18 protein-coding genes and 1 tRNA gene are annotated in these 16,651 nt (G+C 71.7%); 8 read left to right on the top strand and 11 right to left on the bottom strand.

Going from position 1 to position 16,651, the window contains the following annotated elements; genetic code table 11:
* Positions 1 to 3 precede the first annotated feature (3 nt).
* Both pruA and P3X83_RS25020 read right to left on the bottom strand, forming a co-directional pair.
* Positions 4 to 1,629, bottom strand: a complete 1,626-nt coding sequence (pruA, locus tag P3X83_RS25025) for an L-glutamate gamma-semialdehyde dehydrogenase (RefSeq protein WP_277307642.1) — start codon at positions 1,627 to 1,629, stop codon at positions 4 to 6.
* 44 nt (positions 1,630 to 1,673) lie between these two features.
* A complete protein-coding gene (locus P3X83_RS25020) occupies positions 1,674 to 2,600 on the bottom strand; it encodes a proline dehydrogenase family protein (protein ID WP_277307641.1) in 927 nt (308 codons plus the stop codon).
* A gap of 81 nt (positions 2,601 to 2,681) precedes the next feature.
* On the opposite strand from P3X83_RS25020, the gene P3X83_RS25015 reads away from it, so the two are divergent.
* Positions 2,682 to 3,740: a helix-turn-helix domain-containing protein gene (locus P3X83_RS25015; RefSeq protein WP_277307640.1), complete on the top strand. Its 1,059-nt coding sequence runs from the start codon at positions 2,682 to 2,684 to the stop codon at positions 3,738 to 3,740.
* A gap of 11 nt (positions 3,741 to 3,751) precedes the next feature.
* On the opposite strand, the gene P3X83_RS25010 is transcribed toward P3X83_RS25015, so the two are convergent.
* From P3X83_RS25010 to P3X83_RS24995, 4 genes are all read right to left on the bottom strand, one after another.
* Positions 3,752 to 5,284: an ATP-binding protein gene (locus tag P3X83_RS25010; protein ID WP_277307639.1), complete on the bottom strand. Its 1,533-nt coding sequence runs from the start codon at positions 5,282 to 5,284 to the stop codon at positions 3,752 to 3,754.
* A 98-nt stretch (positions 5,285 to 5,382) separates the two neighbouring features.
* Entirely contained in the window at positions 5,383 to 6,594 is a 1,212-nt protein-coding gene (locus P3X83_RS25005; protein WP_277307638.1) for a glycosyltransferase, read from the bottom strand.
* 186 nt (positions 6,595 to 6,780) lie between these two features.
* Entirely contained in the window at positions 6,781 to 7,125 is a 345-nt protein-coding gene (locus tag P3X83_RS25000) for an STAS domain-containing protein (protein WP_277307637.1), read from the bottom strand.
* A 125-nt stretch (positions 7,126 to 7,250) separates the two neighbouring features.
* Positions 7,251 to 9,128, bottom strand: coding sequence for a SpoIIE family protein phosphatase (locus tag P3X83_RS24995; protein ID WP_277307636.1), 1,878 nt, complete (start codon positions 9,126 to 9,128; stop codon positions 7,251 to 7,253).
* Positions 9,129 to 9,297: 169 nt separating this feature from the next.
* Between P3X83_RS24995 and P3X83_RS24990 the strand changes: the two genes are divergently transcribed.
* The gene (locus P3X83_RS24990) at positions 9,298 to 9,969 is read left to right on the top strand and encodes a GAF and ANTAR domain-containing protein (RefSeq protein WP_277307635.1); all 672 of its coding nucleotides are present in this window, start codon (positions 9,298 to 9,300) and stop codon (positions 9,967 to 9,969) included.
* A 28-nt stretch (positions 9,970 to 9,997) separates the two neighbouring features.
* On the opposite strand, the gene P3X83_RS24985 is transcribed toward P3X83_RS24990, so the two are convergent.
* Positions 9,998 to 10,369, bottom strand: coding sequence for an STAS domain-containing protein (locus P3X83_RS24985; RefSeq protein WP_277307653.1), 372 nt, complete (start codon positions 10,367 to 10,369; stop codon positions 9,998 to 10,000).
* A 263-nt stretch (positions 10,370 to 10,632) separates the two neighbouring features.
* On the opposite strand from P3X83_RS24985, the gene P3X83_RS24980 reads away from it, so the two are divergent.
* From P3X83_RS24980 to P3X83_RS24965, 4 genes are all read left to right on the top strand, one after another.
* Positions 10,633 to 11,418: a SigB/SigF/SigG family RNA polymerase sigma factor gene (locus P3X83_RS24980; RefSeq protein WP_277307634.1), complete on the top strand. Its 786-nt coding sequence runs from the start codon at positions 10,633 to 10,635 to the stop codon at positions 11,416 to 11,418.
* A gap of 164 nt (positions 11,419 to 11,582) precedes the next feature.
* The gene (locus P3X83_RS24975) at positions 11,583 to 12,005 is read left to right on the top strand and encodes an ATP-binding protein (protein ID WP_277307633.1); all 423 of its coding nucleotides are present in this window, start codon (positions 11,583 to 11,585) and stop codon (positions 12,003 to 12,005) included.
* A gap of 41 nt (positions 12,006 to 12,046) precedes the next feature.
* The gene (locus P3X83_RS24970) at positions 12,047 to 12,292 is read left to right on the top strand and encodes a WhiB family transcriptional regulator (RefSeq protein WP_277307632.1); all 246 of its coding nucleotides are present in this window, start codon (positions 12,047 to 12,049) and stop codon (positions 12,290 to 12,292) included.
* The gene (locus tag P3X83_RS24965) at positions 12,276 to 13,655 is read left to right on the top strand and encodes an NAD(P)/FAD-dependent oxidoreductase (RefSeq protein WP_277307631.1); all 1,380 of its coding nucleotides are present in this window, start codon (positions 12,276 to 12,278) and stop codon (positions 13,653 to 13,655) included. Before P3X83_RS24970 ends, P3X83_RS24965 begins: the two co-directional genes overlap by 17 nt.
* Positions 13,656 to 13,734: 79 nt before the next feature.
* Here P3X83_RS24965 and P3X83_RS24960 read toward each other — a convergent pair whose 3' ends face one another.
* The 3 genes from P3X83_RS24960 to P3X83_RS24950 are packed head-to-tail and all read right to left on the bottom strand — an operon-like array spanning position 13,735 to position 15,458.
* Positions 13,735 to 13,926 carry a hypothetical protein gene (locus P3X83_RS24960; RefSeq protein WP_277307630.1) on the bottom strand — a complete coding sequence of 64 codons (192 nt, stop codon included), beginning with the start codon at positions 13,924 to 13,926 and terminating at the stop codon, positions 13,735 to 13,737.
* Positions 13,927 to 13,930: 4 nt separating this feature from the next.
* Complete coding sequence (locus P3X83_RS24955) at positions 13,931 to 14,725, bottom strand: hypothetical protein (protein ID WP_277307629.1); 795 nt, start codon at positions 14,723 to 14,725, stop codon at positions 13,931 to 13,933.
* Positions 14,726 to 14,732: 7 nt separating this feature from the next.
* Positions 14,733 to 15,458, bottom strand: a complete 726-nt coding sequence (locus tag P3X83_RS24950) for a hypothetical protein (protein ID WP_277307628.1) — start codon at positions 15,456 to 15,458, stop codon at positions 14,733 to 14,735.
* Between the two features lie 149 nt (positions 15,459 to 15,607).
* On the opposite strand from P3X83_RS24950, the gene P3X83_RS24945 reads away from it, so the two are divergent.
* Positions 15,608 to 15,949, top strand: a complete 342-nt coding sequence (locus P3X83_RS24945) for a DUF6458 family protein (RefSeq protein WP_277307627.1) — start codon at positions 15,608 to 15,610, stop codon at positions 15,947 to 15,949.
* On the opposite strand, the gene P3X83_RS24940 is transcribed toward P3X83_RS24945, so the two are convergent.
* A complete protein-coding gene (locus P3X83_RS24940) occupies positions 15,928 to 16,377 on the bottom strand; it encodes a helix-turn-helix domain-containing protein (RefSeq protein WP_277307626.1) in 450 nt (149 codons plus the stop codon). The genes P3X83_RS24945 and P3X83_RS24940 overlap by 22 nt on opposite strands.
* 150 nt (positions 16,378 to 16,527) lie before the next feature.
* On the opposite strand from P3X83_RS24940, the gene P3X83_RS24935 reads away from it, so the two are divergent.
* Positions 16,528 to 16,602 (top strand) — tRNA-Pro (locus tag P3X83_RS24935).
* The last annotated feature ends 49 nt before the right edge of the window (positions 16,603 to 16,651 follow it).

The raw sequence follows: 16,651 nt of genomic DNA, 5'->3' as shown, positions 1-16,651 counted from the left end.
GCGTCACCCCATGTGGGGGTAGCGGTGGTCGGTCGGCGGGACGAAGGTCTCCTTGATGGCGCGGGCGTTGACCCAGCGGATCAGGTTGAAGATCGAACCGGCCTTGTCGTTGGTGCCGGAGGCGCGGGCGCCGCCGAAGGGCTGCTGGCCGACCACGGCGCCGGTGGGCTTGTCGTTGATGTAGAAGTTGCCCGCCGCGAAGCGCAGGCGCTCGCTGGTGGCGGCGATCGCCGCGCGGTCGCGGGCGATGACCGCGCCGGTCAGCGCGTACGGCGCGATCCCCTCCATCTGGTCCAGCATCGCGTCGTAGGCGGAGTCGTCGTAGACGTGGACGGCCAGGATCGGGCCGAAGTACTCCTTGGAGAAGATCTCGTCGGCCGGGTCGGCGCACTCCAGCACCGTGGGCCGTACGAAGTAGCCGGTGGAGTCGTCGTAGGAGCCGGTCAGCACGTTCACGGCGTCGCTCGCGCGGGCCCGGTCGATGGCCGCCCGGTGCTTGGCGAAGGCCCGTTCGTCGATCACCGCGCCCATGAACAGCGAGAGGTCCGACGCCACGTCGCCGATCGTCAGCGACTCCGCCGTGGAGACGAAGTCGTCGCGGATCCGCGCCCACAGCGAGCGGGGCACGTAGGCGCGCGAGGCGGCCGAGCACTTCTGGCCCTGGTACTCGAACGCGCCCCTGATCAGCGCCGTGGACAGCACGGCGGGGTCGGCCGAGGGGTGGGCCACCACGAAGTCCTTGCCGCCGGTCTCGCCGACCAGCCGCGGGTAGCCGTGGTATCCGGCGATGCCCTGGCCGACGGTGGACCACAGGTGCTGGAAGGTGGCGGTGGAGCCGGTGAAGTGGATGCCCGCCAGGCGCGGATCGGGCAGCGCCACCTCGGAGACCGCCTGGCCGGTGCCGGTGACCAGGTTGATCACACCCGGCGGCAGCCCCGCCTCCTCAAGCAGGCCCATGATGAAGTGCGCGGAGAACTGCTGGGTGGGTGAGGGCTTCCAGACGACCACGTTGCCCATCAGCGCCGGGGCCGTCGGCAGGTTCGCCGCGATCGAGGTGAAGTTGAACGGCGTGATCGCCAGCACGAACCCTTCCAGCGGGCGGTACTCCATCCGGTTCCACACGCCCGGAGAGGAGATCGGCTGCTCGTTGAGCAGCGTGCGCGCGTAGGCCACGTTGAACCGGAAGAAGTCGATCAGCTCGCAGGCCGCGTCGATCTCCGCCTGGTAGGCCGTCTTCGACTGGCCGAGCATGGTGGAGGCGTTCAGCGTGGCCCGCCACGGCCCGGCCAGCAGGTCGGCGGCCCGCAGCATGATCGCCGCACGCTCGTCGAAGGACAGCGCCCGCCAGGCGGGGGCCGCCTCGATCGCGGCGTCGATCGCCGCGCGAACGTCGGCCGGGGTGGCCTCGCCCATCCGGCCGAGCACCGCCGCGTGGTTGTGCGGCTGAACCGCCTCGATGGTCTCGCCGCCGCCCAGCCGTCGTTCGCCGCCGATGGTCATGGTCAGGTCGAGCTGCGTGCCCGCCAGCTCCTTCAGGCGCTTTTCCAGGGCGGCCCGCTCAGGGCTGCCCGGCGCGTAGCCGTGCACCGGCTCGTTGGCCGGGACCGGGACGTTGGTGATGGCATCCATGATGGCGGTACCTCTTCGCGGCGGGATTACTGGGATTACTGGGATTACTTGGATGTGAGTGAACGCAGGAAGAACGTCACGTTGGCGGGGCGCTCGGCGAGGCGGCGCATGAAGTAGCCGTACCAGTCGTCGCCGTAGGGCACGTACACGCGAACCGTGTGCCCGGCGCCCGCGAGCGACTCCTGGCGGTCGGCGCGGATGCCGTAGAGCATCTGGTACTCGTATTCGCCCTGGCCACGGTGGTAGCGGGTCGCGAACGTGTCGGCGATCGCGATCAGCCGGTCGTCGTGCGTGGCCACCATGGGATACCCCTTCCCCGCCATGAGGATCCGCAGGCATCGAACGTAAGCCCGATCGACGTCGACCTTCTTCTGGTGGGCGACGGAGGCGGGTTCGGCGTAGGCGCCCTTGACCAGCCGGACCCGGGAGCCCTCGACGGCCAGGTCGCGGCAGTCGGCCTCGCTGCGGAACAGGTACGACTGCACCGCGACGCCGGTGGAGGGGAAGTCGGCGCGCAGCTCGCGCAGGATGGCGAGGGTGGAGTCCACCGTGGTGTGGTCCTCCATGTCCAGGGTGACCGTGGTCCCGGCGGCGCGGGCGGCGGCGCAGATCTCCCTGGTGTGGGCGAGCGCGACGGCGTCGCCGTCCCGGCCGAGGGCCTGGCCCACGGCGGACAGCTTCACCGACACCTCGGCCCGGGGGCCGGTGTGCAGGCCCGCGAGGGCGTCGAGCAGGGTGATGTAGGCCTTGGCGGCCTGCGCGGCGGCGTCCGCGTCGCGGGTCTCCTCGCCGAGGTGGTCGATGGTCACGGTGAGTCCGGCGCCGGTCAGCCTGCGGGCGGCGGCGACGGCGCTCGCGGTGTCCTCGCCCGCGACGAACCGCTCGACGACCCGGCGAGTCGGTGGGAGACCGGTGACGGCCCGCCGTACGAGCCGGCTGTGGGCGCCGGCCAGAAGCAGTGAACCGAGCATGTCCCCAAGGTTAGGAACCCCTGTCCGCCGGGGACCATGGACAAGCGTTCCGGCTCGTTCATACAAATGTATGATCGGGGGGTGGACCTCCAGGAAACCGTGGACGAGGTCGCGCGGGTGCTCGGCGCGTCGGCGACCCTGGAGGACCGAGCCTTTCAACTGCTCGCCTACGCGGCCCAGAGCGGCGACATCGACTCCGTCCGCAGCGAGTCCATCCTGCGCCGCCGCGCCACCGACGAGGTGCGGGCCTACTTCGAGGGCTACGGCATCGCCACCGCCCCCGGCCCGGTGCGCATCCCCGCCGACACCGCCCTCGGCGTGCTGGCCCGGGTCTGCGTGCCGCTGCGCCGCGCCGGGGTCACGTACGGTTACCTGTGGCTGCTCGAACCCGACGACGGCGTGGGCGACGCCATGCTGGCCAGGATCGCCCCGCTGGCCGAGGTCGCGGCGGGCGCGCTCGCCCTGGAGGCCCGGGGCCGTCAAGACCTCGGCCGTGACCTGCGGGACCTGCTGTCGGCCGATCCCGAGCTGCGCGCGGGCGCGCTGACCAGGCTCGACCTCGACGGCCCGGTGGCCGCCGTCGCCGTGCGCGGCGTCCGCGACCGCCCCGCCCCGCTGTGGACGCTGCCGCGCGGCGTGCTCGCCCAGGCCGGAGACCCGGTCGCCGTGGTGGCTCCGGCGGGGACCGCGGCCGAGGTCGCCGCCCGGGCCCAGGCCATGTACGGCACCGCCGCGGGCGTCGGCGCCCCCAGGTCCGATCCGGCCGACGCCTGGCGGAGCTGGCGCGAGGCCAGGCAGGCGCTGCGCGTCGCCGAGCGCATCGCCAGGTTCCGCCCCGTGGCCCGCTGGCCCGACCTGGGCGTCTACCGGATGCTCGCCCGGCTGCCCGCCGCCGAGCTGGCCATGCTGGCCGCCGAGGCGGCGGACCTGCTGTCCGACTGCGAGCTGGCCCACACGGTCGAGACCTACCTCGACCACGGCGGCCACGCGCAGGAGACGGCCGTCGCTCTAGGGATGCACCGCCAGACCCTCTACTACCGCCTGTCCAAGGCCGAGCGCACGCTGGCGGTCGACCTGGCCGACGGCGAGACCCGCCTGCGGCTGCACCTGGCGCTCAAGGCCGCGCGGCTGGCCGGCTGACCGGCGCGCGGTCAGTCGTCGGCCTCGCCGTAGATCACGAAGCTGGTGCCGTGCGCGCCGATCTGCGAGGGCGGCGGCACGTGCCGGACGGCACGGCGCGCGGCGGGCTCCGGCCCGTATCGGGCGTAGCCGTCGTCGCCGACAGGTTCGGTGCCGTCCTCGCCGCCGCCGGAGCCGAGCAGCGCGCGGGTCAGCGCCTGGCGCTCGCCGAGCATCTCGTCGAGCGCGCCGGTGAGGTGCTCGTCGGTGAGCGCCCCGGCGTCGTCCGCGAGGATCGCGCGCGTCACCGCGCGGCGCACCAGCTCCTTGAAGAAGGACGCGGTGGCGCCCTCGGTGCGGGCCACGATCGGCGCGAGCGGGGCGGTCAGGCGCAGCCCCCGGGTGTAGAGGCGCAGCAGCGCCTCACGGCCGTCGGCGTCGGGCTTGGGGATCTCCACCGCGAGGTCGATCCGGCCGGGCCGGTCGGCGAGCGCGTGCTCCAGCACGTCGGCCCGGTTGGTGGTGAGCACGAACGCGACGTCGGCGTCGGCGCCGATGCCGTCCATGGCGTCCAGCAGCATGAACAGCAGCGGGTTGCCGTCGGGGGTGTACGAGCGGTCCATCGCCACCAGATCGACGTCCTCCAGCACCACCAGGGCCGGTTGCAGCCGCCTGGCCAGCCCGGCGGCCTCCTCGACGCGCTGGAGGGCCGTGCCGGTCAGCACGATGACGGTGCAGCCGGTCATGCGGCCCATCAGGTAGCGCACGGTGTGGGTCTTGCCGCTGCCGGGCGGCCCGTGCAGCAGCAGCCCGCGCTTGAGGTGCTGCCCGTGCTCGCGCAGCCGGGCGGCCAGCTCGCCGACCTCGATCACGTGCCGCTCTACGCCGCGCAGGACGCCGGGGGGCAGGATCACCTCGTCGGCGGTCATCGACGGCCTGGGCAGGAAGCCGACCAGGTCGTTGTGCCGGTGCTCGGTCCAGACGAACGAGAGGACCTGCCCGCGGAAGACGTCGTGCAGGCGCATCAGGCGGGTGACCTCGTCGCGGACCTCCCTGGCGGCCTCCCTGGAGACGGCCAGCAGCTCGATCCGGCACTCCGGCGGGCCGTGTTCCTCCGAAGCCCGCACGCCGAGCACGACCGGCTCGCCGCCGGGGGAGTGCGTGCGGACCAGTCCGCGCGCGACGACCTCCATGGTCTGGGCGGGCCCGGTCGAGGCGGTGGCGTAGTCGACGGCCCCCGGCTCGAAGCGCTCCCAGCCCCGCGCCGCCATGGTGAGCATGGTGATGTAGTCGAAGTGGCCGTGGTCGGGCACGGTCAGACCGGTCCACTCCGCGCCCGGCGACCGTTCGGCCAGGTAGGCGTCGACCCCCTGTTGCAGGTTGGCGTGCTCCCAGCGTGGAAAGGTCTCGCTCACGCTGACCACCTCGGTGAGTTCGCACTCCAGGTGATCGGTCACGAGCGAGACCGCGGGCGAGATCTTCCGCCCCTCTTCGAGCCGCTGGTTCGCGTGGGCCAGCAGATCGCTTAACTCCCCGGCCAGCCGCCGTGCGTCGCTGAGATCCATGCCGCCTCCCGTGGGATCAAGCCTGTCAGACTCCGGCGTGATACGGGAGGGGCATGGTCACCGATCTCCGGGCGGCGCGGTCGGTCCCGGGTTCTCCCTCAGACGAGGGCGGCCACGCGGGAGCCCTCCATGGCCTCCTCGTAGACCCGCAGCAGTTCCTGGCCGATCCGCTCGTAGGAGTAGCGGGACCGGACCCGATCGGCTCCGGCGAAGCCCAGCGCGGAGCGCTTGGTCGGGTCGGCCAGCAGCTCACGGGCCAGCCGAGAGGTCAGCGCGGGGCGGCGCGGCGGCACCAGCAGGCCGGTCACGCCGTCCAGGACGGAGTCCAGGTGCGCGCCCGCGGCGGAGGCGATGACGGGCACCCCGCACGCCATGGCCTGCAGGGCGACCACCCCGGCGCCCGCGTCGTCCGGCAGTGACAGCACCACGTCGGCGCTGCGCACCAGCTTCGGCACGTTCGCGGCAGGTACCTGGCCGAGCACGCTCACCCGGTCCTCGACCCCGGACTCCTTGGCCAGCATGCGCAGACGGTGGACGTCGGGGTCGTTCTCCAGCGCGGACGGCTCCGGCCCGCCCACGAGGACCAGCTCGGCGTCCGGAATGCCCTCAAGGGCGCGTACGGCGGTGGGAGCACCGCTCTCCAGCGAGAGTCCCCCGACGTGCAGCAGCCTCGGGCGCTTGCCGCGCTGGGCGGCCGGGCCGGTCCTGCGGAAGCGTTCGATGTCCAGCCCGCAGGGGACCACGGTGATGTTGCCGCGCGGCACGCCCATGCGGATCAGGGCGGCGGCCTCATCGCCGCAGCCGGCGATCACGGCGCTGGCGGTACGGCCGATCGCGCGGGCCAGGCGCACCCGGGCGGCGGCGTCGTGCTCGGCCTTGCCCCGTCGCGCGGGGCGCGGGCGGGCCTGCCGCCGCAGGCGTGGCAGCGTCTGGATGATCGGGATGTCGAGGCCGTCGGCCCCGGCGACCGCGGCGAGCCCGCCGGCCCACGAATGCGCGTGGATGACGTCGGGACGCTCGGCGTGCCACCGGCTGGTCAGCTCCGCGCTCAAGTCCTTGACGTACGGCAGGACGCCGTCCTCGGCGAGCGTCTCCGGGGGGCCCGCGGGCAGGAGTTCGAGTGTCACGCCCTGGGCCAGGCGCGTCTTGTGGCGGCGGTCGGGCGAGTCGAGCCTGGCGTACACCGTCACGCGGTGGGTCCGGCCGAGTTCGCGGGCGACGGCGACAAGATGGGCCCGCTGGGCGGAAAGATCGGAGTTGTCGATGGTCTCGCTGCCAATGGCGTCGGACGCGACGATGGCTATGTTCACGGCACACCTCGGGGAGCCGGGCCGATATGAGAAACGACCCTAGGAATCCGTCAGGTGTGCCTATGTCTTAAGCACCTCGACGTTCAAGACCATACCCGGTCCCGGCAGAGATGCAAACCTCAGGTTCGTCTAGTTCGCGGGCTTTTGCCGGTTTTCCTGCGCGTGTAGAAAAGCGGTCGGTGCCGGTCAAGGGGCGCCGTCGTTCGCCAGGCGCACCCCGGGCGCGGTGTCCCAGCCGATGATCTGGATGAGCTGCCGCACGTGCGGCGCGACCGGTGAGAGCACCAGGTCGCGCCCCTCCTGCCGCAGCTCCCCGGCGATCTCGACGATGGCGCGCAGCCCGCCCAGATCGACGAACGTCAACGCGCCCAGGTCGAGCACGACGTCGCCGCTCACCAGGCGGGTGGCCGCCCGGAGCGCGGACAGGAACGACTCGACCGAGTTGGCGTCGATCTCGCCCTCGACGCGCAGCCCCACGGGGGCGGGTGTGGACAGGATGCGGAAGAGGGCACCCTCGTACTCCACGCCCATGCTCACACTCCCCACAGGCGCGCGCCGTCCGCCCGGTGCGGGCGGACCGGCACGCGTCGCGCCCGTGCCACTGAAGATCGTCATAATATGACACACCCGTGCAGGAGCGCTCCCACTCCCGGGGCTCAGGTCACCCGCAGCGCCAGGATCACGATCTCGTCGTAGAACCGGCCGCCGGAGAAGGCACTGCGGTCCTCCTCCACCGACTTGACGAGGGTCGCCGGGGGCTGCGCGACGCACCGGCCGAGCACGTCGCTGAGGCGGCCCTCGCCGTAAGGCTCGCCGTGCTCGTCGCGCGAGGCCACCAGGCCGTCGGAGTAGAACACCAGCGTCTCGCCGGACGTCAGCTCCACCTCCTCGGCGCCCATCTCGGCCGCGTCGTCGATGCCCAGCGGCACGCCGCCGCCGGCCAGGAAGCGCACGCCGCCGTCGGGGCGCAGCACCGCGGCCGGATGGTGACCGGCCGACGCCAGGCGGATCCGGCGGCCCCGGTCGCGCTCGTGCACATAGCCGGTCAGCGCCATCACGAACATGCCGCTGCCCTGCATCAGCAGCGCCTGGTTCACCTTGCGGATCGCCTTCGCCGGGTCGGACTCGAACGCGCCGAGCACCCGCAGGCCGTTCCTGACCATGGCGCTCACCGCCGCCGCCGTCTCGCCCTTGCCGCACGCGCCGCCGAGCGAGATGCCCCAGCCGCCGGAGATCGGGAAGACGTCGTAGAACTCGGCGCCGACGGTCACCGGCCCAGAGCCGGAATGGTAGATCGCCGCGGCCTCGAAGCCGGGGATGTCGGGCAGGCTCTTGGGCACCACGCTGGTCTGTAGCGCCGCCGCGGCCGCGCTCCTGGACTGGAAGGCCCGCTGGGCGCGCAGCGCGAGACCCAGATGCGTGCCGATCTCCTCCATCAGCCCCAGGTCGGCCAGGGTGAACGGCTCGTGCTCGCCCAGGCGCAGCAGGGTGACCGCGCCCTCCGCGGCCTGCCCGGTCTGGATCGGCACGCACATCAGCGAACCGGCGCCGAGCGCGCGCAGCAGCGGCGTGCCGTCCGGGGTGAGGCCGAGCAGGTTCTCGTCCTCGACCATCTCCTGGACGACGCCGGAGCCCTGCGTGAGCACCTGCGCCACGACCGGCGCCGAGGCCGGGGCCATCCGCTCGGCCAGCCGCAGCGGCTCGCCCACGGGCCGCTCCGCCGGGCCCAGCACGGTCGCGCGGACCGGCACGCCGTCGCGCACCACGTCGATGATCACCCAGTCGGCCGACTCGGCGGCCAGCAGGCGCGCCGCCCGCGACAGCGCCACCGGCTCGCGCAGGCTCTCGTCGTCGAGCAGCAGGCGGGTCATCCGGGCCAGCAGCTCCTTACGCCGGGCCGAGGCCATCAGCAGCGCCGCGTCGGACATCTCGACCCGCCCCGCCGGGCGCTCCGGAAGCTGGACGTCGGTGGGCAGCGCCACCGCCACCATCATGTCCTGCGGCTCGCCCGGCAGCACCAGGCGCGTCAGGGCCAGTTGCACCGTGTGGGCGCGGCCCTGGTGCGCGAGGCGCGTCTGGAACGAGGCGGGCTGGCCGCTCTGCAGCACGGCGCTCAGATGCGAGCGGAACGCCGCCCGCCGCGCCACGTCCACCAGGAGGGGGAAGGGCCGGCCGATCAGGTAACCCGCGGGACTGCCGAGCATCCGGGAGGTCTCGGAGTTGATCCGGCGGACGATGCCGGCGTTGTCCATGACCACCACGGGGATCGGGAAGGACCGGAAGATCTGCCGCATGAGCTTTTGCTCGCGCAGCGCGCCGCCGTCCCGCTCGCCGCCGCGCCTCGGCTTCTTGCGCAGCTCGCCGACGGCCGTGGCCAGCAGCTCCGCGGCCGTGTCCAGCTCCGCCAGCGCGGCGTCGAGTGTGGTGTCCAGGTCCTTGGGGTAGGTGGACCTGGCCTCACGCAGCGATGTGACACGCGTGGCGAGATCCGTCAGCGCGTGCTCAAGTGAGGTAAGGGCACCCTGTTCCGTCAACGTACATCCTTGCCACTGAAAGGGTCCTTCTTAATAGACGCTACGACACTTGGTCGAGCGCTTCGATGCTGGGATTAATCTAGGCACATCAGGAAGGAGGTCGCGCCCGTTGGACGCCTCAGGATCGATCAGTCCGGCCCTCGCCGGCGATTTGGCAGCGCTGTCGAGGGTGAGCGACGACACATCCAGCGAGAGCGTACTGCGCGGCCTGACCGAATCACTTGCCAGAGGCGTGTCCGGGTGCTCGGGCGGATCCGCCGAGCTGTGGCGCGACGAGCGGGTGCTGCTCTCGGCCTCGCACAGCGAGCTGATCGTCCTCGCCGAGAGCGAGGACACCCTGGACGAGGGGCCCGTCCGGGAGGCGCGATCCACCGGCGCCCCCGTGCTGCTGCCCGACGTGCTCAGCGACCGCCGATGGGCCAGATACGCCGGAATGGCCACCCGGTGCGGCGTGCGATCGGTGCTCGCGATCCCCATCCCGGTCGAGTCGGCCGTGCTGGTCGTGGTGCTGTACTCGGTGCGCGCCGGGGCGTTCCCCGCCCAGTCGGTCGCGCCGCTGGCGGCCATGCTCGGCGAACAGGCCACCGTCGCGCTGGGCAACGTCTGGGACTTCGACGAGGTGCGCACCGACGCCGCGCAACTGCACGAGGCGCTGGCCGGGCGCGCGGTGATCGACCAGGCCAAGGGCATCATCATGCAGGCCAGCGGCTGCTCGGCGGAGGCCGCCTTCGACGAGCTGCGCAAGGTCTCCCAGCACCACCAGATCAAGGTCGTGGAACTGGCCAGGCTGCTGGTCAGCGAGCATCGAGACAAGCGCCCGGCCAAGAAGGGCAGGGCCTGACGCGGCCCGGCGAGCCGGGCCGCGCCGGTCACGCCTCGCGCATCGCGGCCAGGGCGTCGTCGAGGGTGTCGTAGAGCGGCAGACGGCCTGCCAGCCCGGTCACCCACATCACCTTCGACTTCGAGTACTGCACGCCGACCAGCGCGAACCGGGCGTTGGCCGCCGTACTGGCCTGCCAGTGGTGCACGATCAGCCCGAGCGCCCGGGAGTCCATGAACGACACCCCGCCCAGGTCGAGGATCATTCCCTGGCCGTACTGCGCGGCGGTGTCGGCAAGGTACGAGGCGAACTGCTCGCGCGTCGTCGCGTCGAGAATGCCGTGCACCTCCACCACGGCGATCTCGCCTGCCGGCTTCGAGGCCAATGCCAGCGCCGGAGCACCTTCGGCGTTACCTGACATGCTCACCTGGCGCGCCTCCTCGCCATCAGTCCATGGCGCAGGGCGCCAGCTCCACCCACGCGAGCCATGAGCAACCTTACTGTCACCGGGCCCCCTGACGTACTCTTGAGTAAGCGGGAATGCGGTACCCGAGGTCCAGCAGCGGGCCTCGTCTTCGTCATCGTGCGAGACGAGCCTGCCCGCACGGCCTTTGTGGGCGTTCACACAGTTCCCGAAGGCTCCTCGCCGGCTCGCTCCCGCCCTTCCATATCGAGGAGCAAGCGATGGCCGTTCACGCGCGCGACCTCACCGAGCTGACCGCCGAGGAACTCCTCGCGGAAGCCGCCGGTCCACACATCGACCCGACACACCGGGAACGTCTTCGCGAGCGGATCGTGGAGATGCACAAGCCGCTGGCCATGGAGATCGCCCGCCGCTACCGCTACCGCGGCGAGCCCCTGGAGGACCTGCTCCAGGCCGCCTACGTCGGCCTCATGAAGGCCGTCAACGGCTTCGACCCCGACCTCGGGCACGCGTTCCGCGGGTACGCCGTGGTCACCATGACCGGCGAGGTCAAAAGACACTTCCGCGACCGCACGTGGGCGATCCGCGTGCCCCGGCTCTACCAGGAGCGCCGCTCCGAGCTCAACCGCCTCGTCGCCGACCTCAGCCAGGAACTCGGCAGGTCGCCCACCGTGGCCGAGCTGGCCGTCCGGATGAAGATCACCGAGGAGGACGTCCTGCTCACCCTGGACGCCTCCGCCGCCTACAGCACGCTCTCCCTCGACGCCCCGCTCAGCACCGACGACGACGCCGCCGCGCTCGGCGACGTCATCCCGGAGGAGGGCGACGAACTGAGCAGCCTGGTCGACCGCGAGGCCGTCAAGCCGCTGATCGACCGGCTCCCGCCCAGGGAGAAGAAGATCCTGTTGCTGCGGTTCTTCGGCAACATGACCCAGGCCGAGATCGCCGCCGAATTCGGCATCTCGCAGATGCACGTCTCACGCATCCTGCGCAAGGTCCTCGACCGCCTGCGCGGCGAACTGCTCGCGGGCGCGGACCGTGCGTGACCCTTTCCGGGCGGATTTCTGACCCGGCACCAGACTAATGTGCTGCAAACAGGGCACCGAACCGTCCTGGGGCGAAGGAGGGGAGCGCGACGGACACCGGCAGTGTGATGCAGGGTGCGGCCGGGGGGCCGAGCGCCCGTCTCGCAAATGGGAGGCGATCCCGGGTGAACGAGGATTCACGTCCTCACGACGGTTCCCCGGCCGGCAGGTCGGTCGGGAGGATCGCCTTCGGGCTGCCCGGGCTGCCCGGGGCGCGAGACTTCGCCGAGAGCTGCGCCCTGCGTCATGGAATGTCCGATGAACGGGTCGGGGACCTGCTGCTCGCCGTGAACGAGGTCGCCACCAACGCGGTGACCCACGGGGCCGACAGCGCCACGATGCGCGTCTGGTACACCGGCGACCACCTGGTCATCCAGATCCACGACGACGGCCAGTGGGCCACCGACGGCCAGAGCCCCGGCGAATCACCGCCCGCGCCGCTCGCCACCAGCGGCATGGGCCTGTGGGTGGCCCGCCGCCTCAGCTCCCGCATCGCCTTCGACGCCGGTCGTTCGGGCACGACGGTGACGATGAGCTTCAAGGTTTAGCCCCGTCGGTCGCGGTTAGCTGCGTCTGGGTGACGAAGCACATGGGTAGCTGGATAGAGCAGGCAGCCTGCAGGGACACCGACCCGGAACTCTTCTTCCCGATCGGCGCGGCGCCCGCGCCGGAGCAGCTCAGGGCCGCGCGCCGGATCTGTGGCACCTGCCCGGTGCACGGCGCGTGCCTGCGGTTCGCGGTCGAGACGGGACAGGCCGGGGGGATCTGGGCGGGCACCACCGAACGGGAACGCCGTTCGATCCGGGAGGAGGCGCTGCATGGCTCGCGCACCTGATGGATCTCGAAACGGATCTCGAAGTCACGGACGGCGCCGCATCCTGATCGTGGGAGGCGGCTCCGTCGGGCTGGCCACCGCGATGCGGCTGCAGCGCCGCCTCCGCCCCGGTGAGGCGGAGATCACCGTGCTCGACACCGACTCCTACCTGACATACCAGTCGTTCCTTCCCGAAGCCGCGGCCGGAAGCCTGGAGGCCCGCCACGTCGTGGTGCCGCTGCGGCAGGTCCTCACCCGGTGCAGGATCCTCACCGGCTGGGTCGTGCGTATCGACAGCGCCCGACGCGCCGTGGAGTTCAAGCCGCACCTGGGCGACTCCTACGAGATCGGCTACGACATCCTGGTCGTCGCGCCCGGATCGGTCTCCCGCATCCTGCCCATCCCGGGGCTCGCCGAATGGGGGATCGGCTTCAAGACCATCGAAGAGGCCATCCACCTGCGCAACCACATCCTCGGCCGGCTCGACCTGGCCGCCTCCACCAAGGATGAGGCGGTCCGGCGCCGCGCGCTGACGTTCGTCTTCGTCGGCGCCGGGTTCGCCGGGGTCGAGGCGCTGGCCGAACTGGAGGACATGGCCAGGTACGCGTGCCGCTACTTCCCCGGGATCACCCGCGAGGACATGACCTGGGTCCTCGTCGAGGCCTCCGACCGGATCCTGCCCGAGGTCGGCGAGGACATGGGCCGCTGGACCCTCGGCGAGCTGCGCGCCCGCGAGATCGACGTCCGGCTCCACACCAGGGTGGAGGACGCGCGCCACGGCGACGTCGTGCTCACCGACGGCACCCGCTTCGGGGCCGACACCCTCGTGTGGACGGCGGGCGTCCGCCCGCACCCGCTGATGCGGGCCGCCGACCTGCCGGTGGACGACAAGGACCGGCTCAAGGTCACCGCGCGGCTCAACGTGGTGGGCATGCGGGAGGTCTTCGGGGCGGGCGACTGCGCCGCCGTACCGGACCTGACCAGGCCGGGGGAGTACTGCGCGCCCAACGCGCAGCACGCCGTACGGCAGGGCAGGCGGCTGGCCGGCAACATCGTCGCCGCCCTGCGCGGCGCGCCGCTGAAGGACTACCGGCACGCGTACGCGGGCTCGGTGGCCAGCCTCGGTCTGTACAAGGGCGTGGCCCAGATCTACGGCGTAAAGCTGCGCGGCCCGCTGGCCTGGGTGGTCCACCGGACCTACCATCTGTCGCGGATCCCGACCCTCAACAAGAAGGTGCGCGTGCTGAGCGACTGGACGCTCGCGCTGTTCTTCCGCCGCGACATCGTCTCCATCGGCGCGATGTCGCACCCGCGCGCGGAGTTCGAGTTCGCGGCCCGCTCCGAGGTGGACGCGGGCCGCTTGGCGGGCAGCCTCCCCCGCTGACCACCGCACCGGCACCGGCAGGCCGAAGGGCCACCCGAGTGGGCGACCCTTCGCGGTGTGCTCCCCTTCGTGTGTGCGCTCAGCGGCGTGCCCGGCTCCGGCCACGCCAGCTCCGGAATCCCGTGTTGCCCACTCCGGCCTGGTGCAGTGCCAGCAGCAGCAGGCCCAGAAGCATGAACGTGGTGGCGCCGATCCCCGACCCGAGGCTGGTTCCCAGCAGGTCGAGCAGCAGGCCGAGTCCGAATACGATCGCCGCGGCGATTGCCAGCACGAGGTCACCTCGGTTTCCGGTCGGAGAACTGGAGCAGTCGCTCCAGCACCGCCCTGTAGTCGCGCAGGGCCAGCCGCAGGCGCTCCGTGTCGTCGCCCTCGGCGTTCTTCCATGCCTCCTGGAGCCGGTGGGCACGGGAGTCGAGAGCCTCCCGCATCGCCGTCACCACCTCGCTCACCAGGCCGTCCGCGCGCTCCACGGCGACCCGGGGGTCGTCCACGAAGCCCGTCTGCACATCCCGCCAGCGCCGCTGGATCTCCTCGGCGTCCTGGCCGAACAACTCCTCTGCCATCAACTCCACCGGCCGCTGCACCGGCCCCTCATCCGGAGCCCCCTGAGCCCCATGCTCCCCATAAGCCCCAGACACACCAGTGACAGCGGGCGTCCCGTCGTCCGTCCCCGCGACGTGTACGTCTCCGCCCGCGCGGCCTTCGTCGGTGCCGCCGCTGGGGGAGCGGTCTCCGGCGAGCCCGGTGGTCGCGGTATGGCGGGGCTGCTCACCTGTGGGGGCGGGTGTGCCCGTGTCGGGTGCTCTCTGACCGCTGGGGCCGTACCGGGGTTCCTCGCCCGGGATCGGCAAGGTGGCCGAAGGGCCGGTGGGGGTGTCTTCGGGGGTCACGTCCTTGCGGACCTCGCCGGGGGTGTCCTCGGGTAGGTCGGCTCGTTCGTCGGGGGCTCGGAAGACGGGGCCGGGGCCCTCGCGGGGGGATCTCTCCTCGGCCTGCTTCTTCTCCTCGCCCAGGTCGTCGCGCTGCATGGGGACGACCAGTTCGTCCTTGTCGTTGTAGGACCTGCTCACTCCTGCCTCACCGTCCTCGGGATTCGCGGTTGGCCGACCGTTCGGCGACGTAGTCGTCCGGCTCCGTGCGCCGTGCGCCGCCGGAGGAGCGGCCGCCGGCGGCCGTGGTCTGCGGCGTCCGGCGTTCCTCCTTGGCCGGCGCGTTGTCGCGGGGGCCGCCCTGGGCCGGGATGGGCCGTCGTTCGTCCTCGGGCGCGCCGTCCACGAGCAGTTCCTCGAAGAGCGCCCGGTAGTGGACCATCGCCTGGCGGAGTTCCTCGGTGGACGCCTCGCGCCTGGCGGCCCGGCCGCTGATCTCGTGCGCCTCGCGGTAGTGGTCGAGCGTGCGGCCGTGTGACACGGAAAGGTCCGAAAGCCGCTGCTCGAACTTCTCCGTCGGATACCCCCGCTCGTGCATGACCTCGGTGACGAGCTGGTCAGCGGCCGTCACCGCGAATCCGGGGGCGTCGACGAATTGTTCCTGTACCTCGGTCCACCTCGCGGCATATCCCTTCCGGGACTGCGCGGAGAGAGGACGAATGTCCAGATCGGCGACGCGTTCTTCGCGTGCGCGCAGTTCCCGTTCGGCGTCGCGGCGGTTGTCGCGCTCGTTGATCGTGCGTTCGTATTCGGGGCCGAAGCGTTCACGTAGGCGGTGCCGGCGCTGCTGCTGCAGTACGACGTAGCCGACTGCGACGATCGCCACCACCACGGCGGCGACGACGGCCACCCAGATCAAGGTCTCGGCGGACATGTCCTGCCTCCGGGTCGGATTTCACTTTCGTCGGCGCACTGCCCGAGGGCGGCGGCTCGAAACCGTGCCGGGTAACGGGGAGGTCAGGGGAGCGTAATCGGTTCGTCGAGGGGTAGAGGCTTTCGGCGTCGAAGAAGGAGGAGTTCGCGATGGGTTTTGGAGCCGCGCTGACTTTCATTGCGATAGGGGCGGTACTCGCCTTTGCCGTCCAGTGGGACGTTCCTGGAATCGATCTTCAAATGATCGGCTGGATTCTCATGGGCGTGGGGGTCGTGGCCGGGATCCTCACCCTCATCTACACCCGCAAGCCGGGTGAGGACGCGGTCGAGGTCGTCGAGCCGGACATCGTCTACACGACGGACCCCGCGCCGGAGAACGACCCGAACCGCGTGCGCGTCGTCGAGGAGACCACCCGCGTGTATCCGGCCGAGCCGCACGTCCACGCCGAGGAGCAGACCCGGCCCCGCCTCTACCGTGACGGCCCGGTCTGACCGGACGCGTCGAGCACGGCCAAGGCCCGGTCGAGTACCACGGCGATGTGCGAGCCCTCCCGGGAAGCGGGGATCTCGGTGAAGCCCCGCTCGGGGTCGTAGGTGACGTCGGCCCCGGCGTCGATGAGGCGCCGGGCCCAGCGCAGGGCGGTGTTGACCTTCTCGGCCGGTACGGCGCCGCCCTGGGCCACGGCCGACAGGTTGCGGAGGTTGGTCGCGGGCCCGGACTGGACGTGTTCGCGCCGGACCGTCCACGGGATCGCCGCGCCGTGGTCGAGCATCGGCCTGGCCAGCCCGGCCGACCGCTTGGCCTGGAGCACGCCCGACTCGGACACCCCGAAGTGCTCGGCGATCCGGCGCACCGTCCACCCCTCGGCTACCAGGCGCGCCAGCTCCGCCCGGTCGATCCGCGCCTTGCGACCAGCCACGCCGCCTCCCGTTCATGTGGCCTGCGGCGTCCCGGCGCGCGCAGTGGGGCCAAGCTACCAAACCACCGCTCGCCAACGCAGATCGTGGAGCCCGCCCGGCGTGGTAAGGTTTCTAACACGCGGTGAGGGGAACACCCCCAGGTCCGCGACCGGGACGTAGCGCAGTTTGGCTAGCGCACCTGACTGGGGGTCAGGAGGTCGCAGGTTCAAATCCTGTCGTCCCGACTTTTTGAACGGGCCGGTCGGCTCGGGTGAACGCCCGAGTCGTACCGGC

The sequence above is a fragment of the Spongiactinospora sp. TRM90649 genome (assembly GCF_029382225.1).
Classification (GTDB): domain Bacteria; phylum Actinomycetota; class Actinomycetes; order Streptosporangiales; family Streptosporangiaceae; genus Spongiactinospora.
Note: the sequence above shows the minus strand (reverse complement) of the source record. Positions and strands in the feature narration are given on the sequence as shown.